Origin of the sequence: Xanthomonas sp. D-99 (assembly GCF_017746145.1) — a bacterium.
GTDB classification, from domain to species: Bacteria; Pseudomonadota; Gammaproteobacteria; order Xanthomonadales; family Xanthomonadaceae; genus Xanthomonas; species Xanthomonas cissicola.
In genome coordinates this window covers 12,632-27,082 of record NZ_JAGHWU010000013.1, presented here as the reverse complement: position 1 = coordinate 27,082, position 14,451 = coordinate 12,632, and the positions used below count along the sequence as shown (strand labels likewise).

The following is a 14,451-nucleotide window of genomic DNA, read 5'->3' as shown; positions in this document are numbered from 1 at the left end:
TCGTTGTTCAGACCTTCCTTAATAGAACCGCTGGTCTGTTCTTCAAGATCGTGCAAGACGAGCTGTGGGACAGTGTCTTGCTTGGAGTCTCACGGATGACAGATCCGCAGGCAACAGGCAAGAAAAGGAACCTGACAATACAGTCGCTGCCTCCGTTGATAACGGATCTGGTGCTACGAACCGAGCTTCAATCACTTTGCGACAAGGCGTTGGACTCAGCGGAGTTTGCGCGCGAACATCGTAATAAACGCATTGCTCATCAGGATCACAACTACCTCAGCAATCGAGGTTCCGACCCCCTGAGCGGCATAAGCAGGGCGCTCGTGGAGCAAATGCTAGCGGCGTTGCGCGCTGTTCTAAATCGCTTGGAGCAGCATTTCAGAGACAGCACGGTTATGTACGAAGACTTCGTGGATGAGAGTGGGGCTAGGCTTTTGGTCCACAAGCTGAGAAAGCTAGAACGGCTACAAAACGGTGCGGCTAGTGCGCCCTAACAATTCATTCAAGCCGATGCGGCTTCGCGGCACGGCTTAACTCAGGCGTTAAGCAAAAGGATCAAAAATGATCGAGCCATACAGAATTGAAAGCGAGGCTGAGGCAGATGCATATCTGAGTGACCTCTTGGGGAAAAATGAATATCGCTCCATGCCCGAAGTCGAGCAACGCGCCAAGCAATTCATCCAAGACGATGAGCTTCGTGCTTACTTCATCAAAAAGGCAAAGGATATCCTCGCGGGCTAGGTCATGGATTTCGTGGCCTAGGCCTAACAATTCGTTCAAGCCGGAGGGCTACGCCGCCGCTTAAGTCCAGCGTTAGGCGCTTTGGGAGATAGTCATGGGACGCAAGAAGGAGTGGATTCCTGGTTTGTCGTTCTCCTGGAAGCGTGCCACCGGCATTTCAAGTGCAAAGTCCAAGCTGTCCCGGCAACTTGGCGTTCCGCTCTCCAAATCGGGGCGGCAACGTAAGGTGGGCAAAGCCATGGGCTGTTGCGTCCCTGTTGTTTTCATCTTTGCTGGCGGTTGCTTTGCAATCTTTGGCATTGCAAGGTCCGTATCATTGTCGGCTGCGTAGCCAGTACCTCGGCCGCGCGTCTAACAACTCATTCAAGCCGAAGTCGCTTCGCAACTCGGCTTAATTCAAGCGTTAGGTGGCACAGGGATGGACTCGCAGGACATCAAAAACTGAGCAACCGCATACGTCGCTCTCCAGCAAGACAGCGGTCGCTCCCGTAATGGTCACCCACTTTCCTGGGCCGCAGAGTGCGTCATGCTTCCCGACAGTTTGGCGAGCGCTGAGGATTGCTGGGCCGGAACCCTGGAGATCCTCTGCCGTACCCTATCAGAATCGGTCATTGGCATACTTGCTGCCGGGCCGTGATACGCCCAGGGTTCTGTAGACACTCACGACCCCCGTTGCGCGTAGCGCCGTTCAAACTCTACAGTGGACAGGTCGCCGGTTGAACTATGACGGCATTGGGGGTTGTAGAACATCTCGATGTAATCGAACACCTCGGCCCGGTCGGCAGCCGTATGCGCTGGCTATGCACGTACAACCATGAGCGCCCCAACATGGCGCTCGGCGGCATCAGGCCAGCAATGAAATTGGCGATGGCCGCGTATCTCCAGATTTGGCGAACACTCAGAGCGGTTGGGGGGGGGGCTTTTCCCACGCAGGTTCTGCGAGAGCAGGCGCGGGCATCTCTCAGTATTTGGGTGTTGGATCATTTGGTAATCGGTGTCAGGCGCCTACGAGCCGGGCGGCAAGTGGAATGTGGCCCTCTCCTTTGCTTCATTGCTTGGGTCGGCAAAGCGGCCGAGTTAAGCTCTTTCTGTCAGCTGAGACCACAGCACACGGAAGGGATGAAACGCATGACATCAACGACACCCAATCAGCCGACGGCCGGGCGCTTTTATATGTTCGAAGCAGACATGGAGAGCAACAGGCCGACCTGTGGGGTCAGGTTCGAGAATGTTCGTAACCTGCTGTCCCCTCCGCGGTTGATCCTGCGGCCGGAGGAAGGAGGATTTCCGACGCTCCGTGAAACACCTCAGCTAACCTATGACCCTAAGACAGGTCCAGCCCCGCGCGATCTAGAGCCAGGATTTAGTGGCTATTGGCTGGTTTCTGAGCGACTCCACGATGTCATGGTGTCGGCAGACTCCGACGCCTTTGCTTTTGCGGAGGTGGATTACCGCTTGGCCGACGGAGCCAGAGGTCCGCGCCACTTTTTGTGCGACGTTGTTCGCGAGCTTGATGCCTTGGACGAAGTTGCCTCGAAGCTACAAATTGAAGTAGACGACGACTACGTCAATGGCAAGTTCTACTCGGTGGGAGGAGGAGCCAGCTTGGCCTTTAGGCCGGAAGTCGTGGGTCAAGCCCACGTATTCCTTACGCCGTTCAGCTCATTCGTGATTTGCGACCGAGCCTTCAGAGACGCGGTCCATGAAGCAGGGATTCCTGATGATGCTGGTGAAAGCGGCATCTCTTTTATTGACGCATCAGACATCTAGCCGCGCCTGGGCAACACGTAAGGAGCATGGAGCATGCCGCGTAGCAGCCCTATTTTTCAGGATCATCATGGGTTCGAGCAGCAAACCGTTCGTTACAGCCGCATTTTGCGGGTGCTGTCGGACTCAGATCGCTTCGACATTAATGCGCCTGAGAATCGAATTTTCATGCCGCACGACAAGGGCCTGGCTCAGGCAATGGGCGTCTCACCGCATAGCGGCGGCCCAATTCGAGACTACCAGGTCGGACTGCTCGACAACCTTCGGCGCTTAGAGCAATCCAAAGATGGCAGGGCCGCGCTGGCGGGTGATCCTGACGCCTTGGATCGCATTGCTGCCAGAGTGAATCACCTGCGCGACACAGTGAAGGTGGGATTGGTCAATGGAGATCTTCACACGAATGCTTCGTTAGGCCAGACGGCAAATGATGCACGTGTAAAGACGCAGGCCTTTTTCGGGAACGCACGTGGTTACGCCGATACTTATGCGAACCAAGTGGACGCTCTTGGGAAGCTAGGCCCCGTTGAACACGGGTGGGTTGGTGTCACCCATAACGAATCCCGCGTCATCGCCACCCTGAATCACTTCAATGGGTCAGGACAGCTGTTGACCCGCGGCGGCAACCACGATCTTCAGCGTCATGGCTTAAGTCAGGCCATCTCCGACGCTTACCATGGTGGGAAGCTGACGCTGTCACCAAATGGCGTGGCTGTGGTTGAGAACACCTTGGGCGAAGAGGCCGCCAGACCTTTGCGAGTTCCCCGCGGTCAAAGCGGCGCGGCGTCCATGGAAGTGTTGCTGGGCAATGCATCCACCAGCACCCTGGTGCGCTCGGGTGGCTTGCTGGCCACCGGCGCGGATGCGGTGCTGACTGCCCGCCGTTCGGCCGAGTTGCTGGAACAAGGCAATGTCACCGCCGCCCAGTCCGAAGTCGCCCATGCATTGGCCCGCAACGTCGGCGGGGGGGCCGGTGGTGCCTCCACCGCGGCGGCTCTGGGCGGTAGCGGCTTCGTCCCGGCGGCGTTGGTGGTCGGCGACGCGCTGCTGATGAGCAAGGCGTTCGACAAAGGCGCCGATTTGCTGGACAACCGCGCCATCTACCACCAAACCGACAAGGCGGGCGTGGAGTGGCAGTTCAACGGCCGCAACTGGCAGCGCGAAGCCGCCATTGACCTCGCCCAGGAGGGACGGCGCACATCGGGCGAGCAGCCCGTGGTCGCCAGCTATGAGAAATCGCAGGAACTGGGCGCGCTTGCTAACGCCAAGGCAGTGGAGCTGGCGTTGGGCAAAGCACCGCCACCCCAGGACCCGTTCAACCTCCCCGCCCAGGCAAGCGACCACGTGGGATTGGACAACCAGAACTGGCGGCGCAATCCAGAGAGCCAGGCATGGGAACGCCAAGTCAAAACCGCCGTGTCCGGTGCCGACGACCGGGGCAGCTACGAACACCAAACCGCTCCCCCGGAACGCGCGCAACAGCTCAACCAAGAAGCCCTGGGCCGCATCGAAAGCAACATCGCCACCGGGCGCGAAGCCATCGCCACCGCCTACCTGGAAAACCATGCAGCGCAACGCGCCCAGGCTTACGGTGTCGAAGTGCCTGCGGCTGTTCAAGCCGCCCAGGCCAAGCCCGGCGCGGTGCTGGGGTCAGACGCTCAGCTTTACCAGCGCACTGAGTCAGGACAGTGGGCCGGCAAAGATGGCGTCGCCAGTGGCAATCTGGCGGTGGAGCTGGAACTGACCGACCAGATGCGCCAGGCCTCGCTGGAGCGCGCTAAGGAAACCCTGGCGGCTATTGAGGCACTTCCCGCGCCCACGGCTGCGCAGATGGAGCACTGCGAGCTGTTGCACCGTTACCGGGCCGCTGGCGTCGATTTGAACGTCAACCCAGACACCCAACAGGCTATTGAGCGGGCCTCGCAGCGGACCATGGAGGTCAACGGCATCAGCGGGCCGACCATGCAGCAGTTGCAGCGCAATGAGTCGGGGCAATACGGGTATGACAGCCCCATCGCGCACCTCCAACGCGGCAGCGATGGGGTCACTCGTGTGGTGGCCATCACCAGCAGCGAAGACATCCGGCAGGCGTTGAGTGAGGCGCCAGGCAATCTGCGATAGGTGCCAAGCCTTGGGCGCACAGCTGAGGGAACGGCAGACACAGGCAGCTCGACCTCCGATTCTTCCAGTCCGCAGCGAGTGCTCGACCTCCAGGCACGCATGCAGGCTTCTGTCGCGGCGCAGGCGCGACAAGAACGCGAACAGCAAGATCGTCTTGCGCAAGAGCAGCACGTCGCGCAAGTGCGCGAGCACCTCCAACAGGCACAGCCGGAGCGAGAAGGCCAGGCGCAGAGCGAACAAGCAGTCCAGGCGCAGGCGGTGTTGGAAGGGCAACGCCAAGCAGAGCAGCAACGCGAACAAGAAGAACGCGAGCAACAAGAGCGGCAGTCTCAGGCCAGCCAGCAGCGAGAACTGCAGGAGCGTGAGAGGGATGTCGAGCAACGTCAGGCGCAAGAGCGCCAGGCCGACAGCCAGCAGCGGGAGCAACAAGACCGCCAGGCTCAAGAAGCAACGCGAACTGAGGTCCAGGAACATCAGGCTCGGCAAGCGCCGCAGCAAGACCCCAGCCAGCACGCCTCGCAACAAGCCGATCTTCAGCCGCACGCTCCGACTGCGGCGCTGGCTCAGCAAACGCCACGGACCGAGTTGCCGCAGGAAGACGCGCGTCAGCAGTCAGAAGTCCAGAATCAACACACAGGCGAACACGTGGCTCCCAACCCACCTGAACCACCAAAGCCGGCGACGGGCCCAGGTGACGGGCAGCCGCGTCAAGCACAAGAAGTAGAGCACGCGTTCGAACCGCAAGCGGTGCAAAGCCGCGACACCGAGCGGGTTCAAGTGCCTCCATCCGAGGGGCGGGAATCTGGCAATCCACCTTTGCAAAGCGCACAGGCCGATGCGGTGACCCCGGCGCTGTCTCGCCGGGTGCAAACGCAGCAGGCGGAGATAGAGCAAGCACCGGTCCGCCAGCAAGATGCTGTGCGTGAGCACGAGGCAGAGCCGGTTCGCGTCATGGCCCCAACAACGCCTGCGAGAGCGGACCCGTTGATGGCATCGCAGGCCGCAGCGCTCTCAACTCCTGAGCAAGAAACCAAGGCCGAGCAGCTCCGTCCCTCAGATTTCTCGCTCACTGAGCATGGGGCGACTGTGCCGCCAGCAGCACACGTTGCGCAGGCACATGAGCGTTCCTTGGAAGCTAGTGCTGTAAATCGCTTCCCCGCAGGGTCGGCGGATGCGGAAAACCAGCGCGCCCCATCGACTCCGGTGCAGGACCGCAGCGCCGCAGACCCGGGTGGCGCTTTGTTTCTGGAAGAGACCATGCGCTCGCTGCGCCAGCTGCAACAGGGGATTGAGGCGGCAGATCGGGAAGACGAACGCTTCCACCAGGAATGGAAGGAGTATCGCGACCGTGGAGAACCCTATCCCTTCGCTCGTGACAACGCCCGGAGCACGGACGGCGCGAGCCTCGACGAGATCCCGCAGCGCGAGCAAGCGCGTCGCTCTCCCAGTGAAGCGGCTGAGCAAACCGATGCCTTTCCACCTCTAGCTCAGCGCTTCGCCGGTCCTGGATCAGGGGATGCGCCAAACGATGCCTCGCAGGTTCAGCGGAAATCCATTACGGGCGACCCGGACGTGGACGAGGTGCTCTACGCACTCGATAGCAAGAACGAGCTGGCGATCGAGCAGGCCTTGAACCGGGTGGCCAACAGCGCAGCAACGCAGGCGCTGATCAAAAGAGGCAACGAGTTCCTGGAGGCGCAGGCCCAGCAGGAGGCCCAGGAGCTCGCCACCACACGCCAGGCGCTGGGGATGGATGTCTCAGCGGAGATCAACACCAGCCGCGGGCCGGTGATGGTGATGACCTTGCCGGAGTTCGCCAAGGGGCCGATGCAGAGCGGTCCCCAAGGGGACGGCGGTGGGGGTGGAGACGGCGGTGGCGGCGGGGGAGGAGGAGGAGGAGGAGGAGGAGGAGGAGGTGGTGGTGGTGGTGGTGGTGGTGGTGGGGGCGGCGGTTAGTCAAAATCGCTTCCGTTATCAGCCGAGCTCAGGAGACCTCATGGACAGGCAAGACGCCGCGGCAATGGCGGAAATGATGGCGACGTTGAACGCATCCAATTCGTCGTTGCAAGAGACCATCACGGTGCTGACGACGCTGATGGCATCCATGCAGCAGCGCGAACAACGGCTGCGCGAGGTGGTCGCCGAGCAACTCCAGGTGCTCCAGCACGCGGCCAGCAGCGCCGATGCCAAGGTCAATCGGGTATTGGAGAATGCGTTGCCGCGGTTGACGCAGCTGACCAATCAAGCGTTGACGCAGACATTGGAGCCGGCCGCCAAGCGGTTCAACAAAGAGATGACCACTGCGGATGAGACATTGCAGCAAGCCACTCGCCGTTACGCGCAGGCCCAGCAGTCCTTGGAAACAAAGATCACGCGACGCATGGGCATTGCATCCGCCACGATGCTCGTGGCCGGCGTGTTGGGCCTGGGTGCGGTGGCCTACTCGGTTGGCACGATCACCGAAAAGCGAACCGAACTCGCACAGCTTCGAGCGTCCATCGACTACCTGGATCGCGTGTCCCGTGCCGACCTAGCTCCCTGTGGCGAAGGCCGGCTCTGTGCCACCCTTGAGAAGAATGGGCCGCGTTACGGCAACCAGCGGCAGTACAGAGCGATCAATCTGCGGGCAGCATCAGATTCGCGATGATGCGACGTCGTCATTACAGCCACTGGCTTGCGCGCGACAGGGGCGGCCGACAAAGCCACCTCGCGTGCGGTCGCGCCTAAGCGGCTCATCGAACTCATTGGCCAAATCCGGCAAATGCGCATGCCAGCCGAGTCGACGCAATGCGTTGCACTGCAGTCAGATGCAACGCACCCGCCACTCACTTCAGATGGTGGTGCCCGCCAAGCATGCGCGCAACGCGCGCAGCTTCTCTGCGGCTCACAGATTCCAGTCGATCCGCATGCCCGCGATCAGCGCGTTCTTCAGATCGGTGGTGCGGGTCGGTTCGTTGAACTGGTCGGGGTTGATGACGTAGTGCAGGTTCGGGGCGATGCGCAGGCGCTTGGTGACCTGGATGCCGTAGCTGAGCTCCATCATGATCTGGTTGTCGGCTGGGGTGCCGGTGCCGCCGGCGGAGGCGCGCGCCAGGCGCAGGTTTTCGATCGCTTCGTCGCTGTATTTCTGCTGCGTGATCACGAAGGCGATGTTGTCCTGCGGGCGGCTGGCGAAGGTACCTTTCTGCACCAGGCCGAGCTGGATGAAATGGTCCTCGATCGCTTGGCCGCCGGTGCTCTGCAGCACGGCACCGAACACGGTCAGGCCACGCGTGCCCGACGGGTCGGGATTGGTCACCTGCTGTTCGAAGCGTGCGAACAGGCCAGAGCGGCCCTGCTTGTTCTCATACCCCAGGCCGCTCAGTACGGCCGGGTTGCCGTTGCGGTCGCGCAGCGGGTCGGTGTAGTCGGAGTTGTCCTGCCAGCCACCGAGTTCGTACATCGCGGCCATGCTGCCGTCGCCGCCCTTGTTCTTGTAGCCCACGGCGTAGGGCACCACCACGCCGGTGGTGTCGTCGGTGCTCCATTTCAGGCCGTGCTGGCCGTCCTGCGCCTGCACCGGGTTCACTTCATAGGCGCCCACATGCACATAGACCTTGGGCGTGACCCAGGCGGTGGCATGCGCGGCCCAGCTGGAGACCGGCCAGTAGGTGAAGTTGCTGGTACGGAAGACGAAGGTGGGGTTGCCGCAGGCCGAGTTGCCCTGGAAGTACTGGCACAGGTCCGAGCCGAGGAAGTGGATATTGGCCACGTTGCGGCCGGCTTCCAGTTCCAGGCGGTCGTTGAAGAGTTTCTGCAGCAGGGTGAAGTTGGCCAGGCGCGTGCCCTGGCCGCCGTAGATTTCCTGCACCGAGGTGCTGTTCCCGATGCTGCTGTTGGCCAGGTTGGTGCCGTGGCGGTTGGTGACATACAACTTCACCGTGGCGCCGTTCCAGCCGAACAGGCGGTCCATGTCGACATCGGTGCCGACCATCAACTGGCCGGCATAGGCGTCGCCGCTTTTGCGGCCGCCATCGATCATCGAGGCGGCTTCGCCGGTATAGCCCAGCTTGAGCTTGAAGGCGTCGGCGGCGTCCTGCGCGTGGGCGAGCGGGGCAAGTGCCAGGGTCAGCGACAGGCACAACAGGCGGGGGCGGGCACGGCGGGGGGCAAAAGTGGTCATGGCAGGACTCCGGACAAAAGGGCGTGGCCGTGGTGGCGAACGCGACAACACGTGGATGGGCAAGCCGCTGGCGGCGCACCCGGGTGCGCGCAGCGGTGAAGCAGGTCAGGGGCGCCGGAACACTCGGGCGCGTCAGGTGCGGCGGCAGGTCCGTGCCGCTGTGGGTGCCTCAGGCGATGACGTCGGTCACCGGCTTCTTGAGCAGGCGCAGCGCGATGGCCGTGACCACCACGCCGACCACCAGAGCCAGCACGTAATTGAGCAAGTGGGTGACGGCGTTGGGGATCAGCAGCACGAAGATGCCGCCGTGCGGGGCCTTCAATTCGGCACCGGCGGTCATCGAGATGGCGCCGGCCACGGCCGAGCCGATCACCAGCGCCGGGATGGTGCGCAACGGGTCGCGCGCAGCGTACGGGATGGCGCCTTCGGTGACGAAGGCCAGCCCGAGCACGCCGGCCGCGGTGGCCGATCCGCGTTCTTCGGCGGTGAAGCGGTTGCGGAACACCCAGGTCGCCAGCGCGATGCCCAGCGGCGGGGTCATGCCGGCGACCATGGCGGCGGCCATCGGGGTATAGACCTGGCTGGCGATCAGGCCGGTGGAGAACGCATAGGCCGCCTTGTTGACCGGCCCGCCCATGTCGAAGGCCATCATGCCGCCAAGCAACAGGCCCAGCAGCAGTGCGCTGCTGCCCTGCATGCCGCGCAGCCAGGCGGTGAGCCAGGCCAGCAGGTCGGCCACCGGCTGGCCGAACACGTACATCATCGCCAGCCCGACCAGCAGGGTGCCCAGCACCGGCAGGATCAGCACCGGCTTGAGGCCTTCCAGGTTGCGCGGCAGCTTGATATAGCGGTTGAGCGCAGCCACGCCGTAGCCGGCGATGAAGCCGGCAATGATCCCGCCGAGGAAACCGGCGTTGAGATTGGCCGCGACCAGGCCCCCGATCATGCCGGGCGCGATGCCCGGGCGATCGGCGATGGAGTAGGCGATATAGCCGGCCAGGGCCGGCACCATCAGGGTGAAGCCGGCCTTGGCGCCAATCTGGAACAGCGACCAGGCCAGGGTGCCCTGGTGCGCATCGTCGCCGGCGTAGATACCGCCGAGCGCAAATGCCAGCGCGATCAGCAGGCCGCCGGCAGTGACGAACGGCAGCATGAACGAGACGCCGGTCATCAGATGCTTGTAGGCGCCGGTGCGGCCATTGCCCTTGCTCGCGGTGGCGCTGGCGGCGGTGCCGGTGGCGGGCGTGGCGCCGCCCTGCACGCTGGCGTCGGCCAGGGCCTTGTTGATCAGCGCCGGGCCATCGTTGATCGCCGGCTTGGTGCCGCTCTTGAACACGCGCTTGCCGCCGAAGCGGGCCAGGTCGACCTCGCGGTCGGCCGCGATGATGACCACGTCTGCTGCGCGGATTTCGTCGTCGGTGAGTGCGTCCTGCGCACCCACCGAGCCCTGGGTTTCCACCCGCATCTGGTAGCCGAGCTTCTTGGCGGCTTGCTGCAGGCCTTCGGCGGCCATGAATGTGTGCGCGATGCCGGTAGGGCAGGAGGTGATGGCCACGATGCGCTTGCTGCCGCTGGCGGTGCCACCGGGATTGCCGGCGACGGCCGGGTCGGCGTGTGCGGCCAGCTTGCCGATCGCAGCCGCCGGATCGTCCAGCACCGCGCCCAGGCTCAGGCGCACCAGTTGCGCATCGCCAAAGCGGGCGGTATCGGCGTCGGCGTCGCCGACCACCAGGACCTGGGCGGCGGCGCTGGCGAGTTCGCCCGGCAAGGCGCCGAGCACGCCCTGGTCGCTGCGGATTTCGATCGTCACGCGACGGCCGGCGGCAGTGGCCGCGCGGCGCAGCGCTTCGGCCGCCAGGACGGCTTCGGTACTGCGTTCGCCAGCGGCGATGACCACGATGGAAGAGGACATGGCAAAACTCCTGCTGTGTTGCGGTCGCCGGTGTCGCCGGCGGGGGAATTTCAAGCGTTATGCGTGGCGGTGATGCGCGCGATCTGCCGCCGTCTGCGACTGCCAGCCAGACGAACGCCTGGGTGCATGCATCGGCAGCGGCGAATGGCTGCTCATGACAGTGCTTCGATCACCACATCGGTTGCGGCGCGGCGCACGCCCTCTGGCGTAATCCGGCGCGCGTCGCCGCTTTCCAGCCGGCACATCGAAAACGCCGTGGCCAGCCGTGCGCACTGCTCCAGCGTGGTCGCGGCATCGAGCGAGGCGGCGGCCAGACCGGCCACCATCGCATCGCCTGCGCCCACGCTGCTGCCGTGCGCCAGGCGAGGCGGGCGGGCGATCAACCGCTGGTCGCGTTGCACGAACAGGGCGCCTTCGGTGCCCATCGAAATGACCACCAACTGGATGCCGCGGGCGATCAGTTCGTGCGCGGCGGCGCTGAGTGCGCCGCGGTCGTTCAACGGGCGGCCGGTCCAGGCTGCGAGTTCGTCGCGATTGGGCTTGACCGCATACGGCAGCGCCTCGCGTGCGGCATCCAGCGCCCTCGCCAGCGGCATGCCGCTGGTATCCAGCAGCACGCGCGCACCGGCAGCGCTGGCCTGGGCTTGCAATTGCGCCCAGCTGTCGTCCGGCAGCCCGGCCGGCAGGCTGCCCGACAGCACCACCGGCAGGCCGGGGCGCAGCAGCGGGGCGAGATGATCGGCCACGCCTTGCAGATGCGCAGGCCCTAAGCGCAGGCCGGGCAGGTTGATGTCGGTGGTGTCGTTGCTGCGCGCGTCGACCAACTTGAGATTGGTGCGGGTTTCGCCGGCCATGCGCTGGCAGTGATCGGCGATGCCGCGTTCGCGGAACAGCGCTTCGAATACGCCGGCATTGCCGACCCCGAGCACGCCCAGCGCAGCAACCTGGCTGCCCCAGTCGGCCAGGCACGCGGCCACATTGATGCCTTTACCGCCGGCATCGTTGCGCACGCTGCTGGCGCGGTGCACGGCGCCCGGCTGCAGGTGTTCGAGCTGGATGGTCTGGTCGATCGCCGGGTTCAGCGTGACGGTGATGGCCTGCAGGCTCATGCCTTGTCCTCGCGCTTTGCTTCCAGTGCGCGCACCTGTTCGGCGGTTTCGCAGGCCAGCGCTTGTTCGGCGAGCTGTTGCAGCCGGCTCAACGCGGCGCCGCGCAGGCGTGCCTTGACCGCCGGGATGTCGTTGGGCGTCATCGACAATTCCTGCACGCCCAGGCCGGCCAGCAGGCTGGCGCCGAACGCGTCGCCGGCCAGGCCGCCGCAGACGCCGACCCAGCGGTCGTGCTTGCGTGCGCCTTCGATGGTGCTGCGGATCATGCGCAGCACCGCCGGGTGCAGGCTGTCGGCTTCGGCGGCCAGTTCCGGGTTCTGGCGGTCGATCGCCAGCACGTACTGGGTGAGGTCGTTGGTACCGATCGAGAAGAATTCTGCGTGGCGCGCCAGCACGTCGGCCTGCGCGGCGGCGGCCGGCACTTCGATCATGATGCCGATCGGCACTTCCGGTGCGTCGAGCTCGGCGCGGATGCGTGCGCAGATCTCCCGCAGCGCGATCAGTTCCGGCACCGAGGTGATCATCGGGAACATGATCGACAGCCGAGCACCATCCTTGGCGGCGCGGTACAGCGCACGCAGTTGCGGCTCCAGCAGGTCGGGGCGACGCAGCAGCAGGCGCGCGCCGCGCACGCCCAGGAACGGGTTTTCTTCGTGCGGCAATTCCAGATGCGCCACCTGCTTGTCGCCGCCGATATCCAGCGCACGCACGATCAGCGGGCGGCCATCCAGTGCCTGCGCCATCGCCAGATACGTGGCGTGTTGTTCGTCTTCGCTGGGGGTGCGGCCGCTTTCCAGGAACAGGAATTCGGTGCGCATCAGGCCGACGCCCTCGGCGCCCTGGGTCAGCGCCATCGCGACCTGGTCGGGCAGATTGACGTTGGCGCCGATGTCGATGTGGTGGCCGTCGGTGGTTTCGGCCGGCAACGCGCGCTGCGCGGCTTCGCGCTCGCGAATGGCCTGCTGTTCGGCGATATGCGCACGTGCTGCGTCCAGATCCTGCTCGGACGGGTCGATGTACAGGCGCCCGCTGCTGCCGTCGATGATGGCGGTGACGCCGTCTTCGATCTCCAGCAGCTGGCCGCCGGCCGCGACCAGTGCCGGCAGGCCGAGCGTGCGCGAAAGGATGGCGGTGTGCGAGGTCGGGCCGCCCTGCGCGGTGGCCAGGCCGAGCACGCGCGCGGTGTCCAGATTGGCGGTATCCGACGGCGACAGGTCGCTGGCGAGCAGGATGCACGGCTGCTCGGGCAGGTCGGTGAGACCGGCGCCGGCCGCGGCCGGGTCGAGCTGGGCCAGCACGCGTCGGCCGACATCGCGCAGATCGGCCGCGCGACCGGCCAGCACCGGGTTGCCGAGTGCGGCCAGGCCGGAGGCGATCTGTTCCACCGCCTGGTGCCACGACCACGCCACGCCGTGGCCTTCGACCATGAGTTGGCAGGTGCGGGTGATCAGGTCGGTGTCGTTGAGCAGTTCGGCCTGGGCCTTGAAGATGGCCGCGTCCGAGGCGCCGAGCCGGCGCTGGGTGTCGTCCTGGATCGCGGCGAGCTGCTGGCGGGTGCGGGTCAGCGCCTCGTGCAGTTGCGCGCCGCCATCGCCCAGGCCCACCGGTTGATCGGCCACTTCGGTCTGCGCGGCGCGCAGGCGGTGGACGATGCCGATCGCCACGCCCGGGCTGGCGCCAATGCCGACAATGGCCGGCTGCGCCTGCGGCGGGGTCCAGCCGGCCACCGGGGCGGCGCGACGTTGCGCGGCGCGCTCGGCATCGGCCTTTTCCTGCGCGGTCAGGCCGTCCATGACGGCGCGCAGGCGCTTGAGCAGCTCGGCTGCGTCGCTGCCTTCGGCCGAGACGGTGATGCTGTCGCCGGCACGCAGGCCCAGCTGCAGCAGGCCGACCAGGCTCTTGGCATCGGCTGCCTGGTCGCCGGCACGTACCTGCGCGCGTGCCGAGAAGCCGCGTGCGGTCTCGGCCCAGCGGGTGGCCGGGCGCGCGTGCAGGCCGCTGGGGTAGGCAATGGTCCACTCGAATGCTTCGGCCAGGTCGGTGGCCGGCGCGGCGCTGGTCTCGGGCGCGCGGTCGCCGGTGAGTGCGGCGACGATCACGTTGGGGTCGTCGGTACTGAACAGCACTTCCAGCTGCGCCGGATCCTGGATCAACCGGGTCAGCCGGCGCAGCAAGGTGATGTGGGTGTCCGATTGCGCGGCGATGCCGACCACCAGCCGGGTGATCTGGCCGGGGTTCCATTCCACGCCGTCGGGGAGCTGCAGCACCGCGATGCCGTCGCGGCGCACCAGGTGGCGGTCTTCGCCGACGCCATGCGGAATCGCCAGGCCGTGGCCCAGGAAGGTGTTCGCCAGGCCTTCGCGCCGCCGCATGCTGGCCTCGTAGCCCGGCGCGACGCAGCCGGCCGCGACCAGTAACTGGGCGGCCTGGGCGATGGCGTCGTCCTTGTCGCGGGCTGAGGCGCGCAGGCGCACAAGGTCGGGGGTAACGGGGGCGGGCGACGGAGAAGACAAGGCGGGCTCCGGATGAGATGGGGCTGGGGAGTATAGTGGGAACGTTCCCACGATCCAGGTCAATGTGCGGTGCACAAAAACGCCGTAGTGCTTTCGGGTTAGCATCAGGGCCGACACCGCGCCTGGGTC

Annotated in this window: 9 protein-coding genes and 1 pseudogene; 6 read left to right on the top strand and 4 right to left on the bottom strand. The window is 64.9% G+C overall.

The genetic code is table 11. From position 1 onward, the window contains the following. The 6 genes and pseudogenes from J7360_RS06320 to J7360_RS06290 all read left to right on the top strand — a co-directional run. On the top strand, nt 1–494 hold a 494-nt coding region (locus J7360_RS06320), incomplete at its 5' end, for a hypothetical protein (protein ID WP_209033474.1). A 67-nt stretch (nt 495–561) separates the two neighbouring features. Continuing rightward, nucleotides 562–741 (top strand): hypothetical protein, encoded by a 180-nt coding sequence (locus tag J7360_RS06315; RefSeq protein WP_057659538.1) that lies wholly within the window; start codon nt 562–564, stop codon nt 739–741. A 94-nt stretch (nt 742–835) separates the two neighbouring features. Continuing rightward, the gene (locus J7360_RS06310; RefSeq protein ID WP_081023147.1) at nt 836–1,072 is read left to right on the top strand and encodes a hypothetical protein; all 237 of its coding nucleotides are present in this window, start codon (nt 836–838) and stop codon (nt 1,070–1,072) included. A 797-nt stretch (nt 1,073–1,869) separates the two neighbouring features. Continuing rightward, nucleotides 1,870–2,511 (top strand): DUF1629 domain-containing protein, encoded by a 642-nt coding sequence (locus tag J7360_RS06300; protein ID WP_170922327.1) that lies wholly within the window; start codon nt 1,870–1,872, stop codon nt 2,509–2,511. 783 nt (nt 2,512–3,294) lie between these two features. Beyond that, nucleotides 3,295–6,582: pseudogene (locus J7360_RS06295) on the top strand (hypothetical protein). Nucleotides 6,583–6,622: 40 nt separating this feature from the next. Further along, nucleotides 6,623–7,273 (top strand): hypothetical protein, encoded by a 651-nt coding sequence (locus tag J7360_RS06290; RefSeq protein ID WP_057659543.1) that lies wholly within the window; start codon nt 6,623–6,625, stop codon nt 7,271–7,273. A 237-nt stretch (nt 7,274–7,510) separates the two neighbouring features. Here J7360_RS06290 and J7360_RS06285 read toward each other — a convergent pair whose 3' ends face one another. The 4 genes from J7360_RS06285 to ptsP all read right to left on the bottom strand — a co-directional run bounded on the left by J7360_RS06285 (nt 7,511) and on the right by ptsP (nt 14,322). Further along, on the bottom strand, nt 7,511–8,788 hold the full coding sequence (locus tag J7360_RS06285; protein WP_209033472.1) for a carbohydrate porin: 1,278 nt from the start codon (nt 8,786–8,788) through the stop codon (nt 7,511–7,513). Between the two features lie 169 nt (nt 8,789–8,957). Next, on the bottom strand, nt 8,958–10,700 hold the full coding sequence (locus J7360_RS06280; RefSeq protein WP_057659548.1) for a fructose-specific PTS transporter subunit EIIC: 1,743 nt from the start codon (nt 10,698–10,700) through the stop codon (nt 8,958–8,960). Nucleotides 10,701–10,852: 152 nt separating this feature from the next. Further along, nucleotides 10,853–11,809, bottom strand: a complete 957-nt coding sequence (pfkB, locus tag J7360_RS06275) for a 1-phosphofructokinase (protein WP_022559388.1) — start codon at nt 11,807–11,809, stop codon at nt 10,853–10,855. Continuing rightward, entirely contained in the window at nt 11,806–14,322 is a 2,517-nt protein-coding gene (ptsP, locus tag J7360_RS06270) for a phosphoenolpyruvate--protein phosphotransferase (RefSeq protein WP_209033470.1), read from the bottom strand. The genes pfkB and ptsP overlap by 4 nt, the downstream gene beginning before the upstream one ends. Nucleotides 14,323–14,451 lie beyond the last annotated feature (129 nt).

Bases quoted from the DNA above. Each gene is read 5' to 3' on its own strand.
- J7360_RS06315 (WP_057659538.1), top strand. From the start codon at position 562: ATGATCGAGCCATACAGAATTGAAAGCGAGGCTGAGGCAGATGCATAT.
- J7360_RS06310 (WP_081023147.1), top strand. From the start codon at position 836: ATGGGACGCAAGAAGGAGTGGATTCCTGGTTTGTCGTTCTCCTGGAAG.
- J7360_RS06300 (WP_170922327.1), top strand. From the start codon at position 1,870: ATGACATCAACGACACCCAATCAGCCGACGGCCGGGCGCTTTTATATG.
- J7360_RS06290 (WP_057659543.1), top strand. From the start codon at position 6,623: ATGGACAGGCAAGACGCCGCGGCAATGGCGGAAATGATGGCGACGTTG.
- J7360_RS06285 (WP_209033472.1), bottom strand. From the start codon at position 8,788: ATGACCACTTTTGCCCCCCGCCGTGCCCGCCCCCGCCTGTTGTGCCTG.
- J7360_RS06280 (WP_057659548.1), bottom strand. From the start codon at position 10,700: ATGTCCTCTTCCATCGTGGTCATCGCCGCTGGCGAACGCAGTACCGAA.
- pfkB (WP_022559388.1), bottom strand. From the start codon at position 11,809: ATGAGCCTGCAGGCCATCACCGTCACGCTGAACCCGGCGATCGACCAG.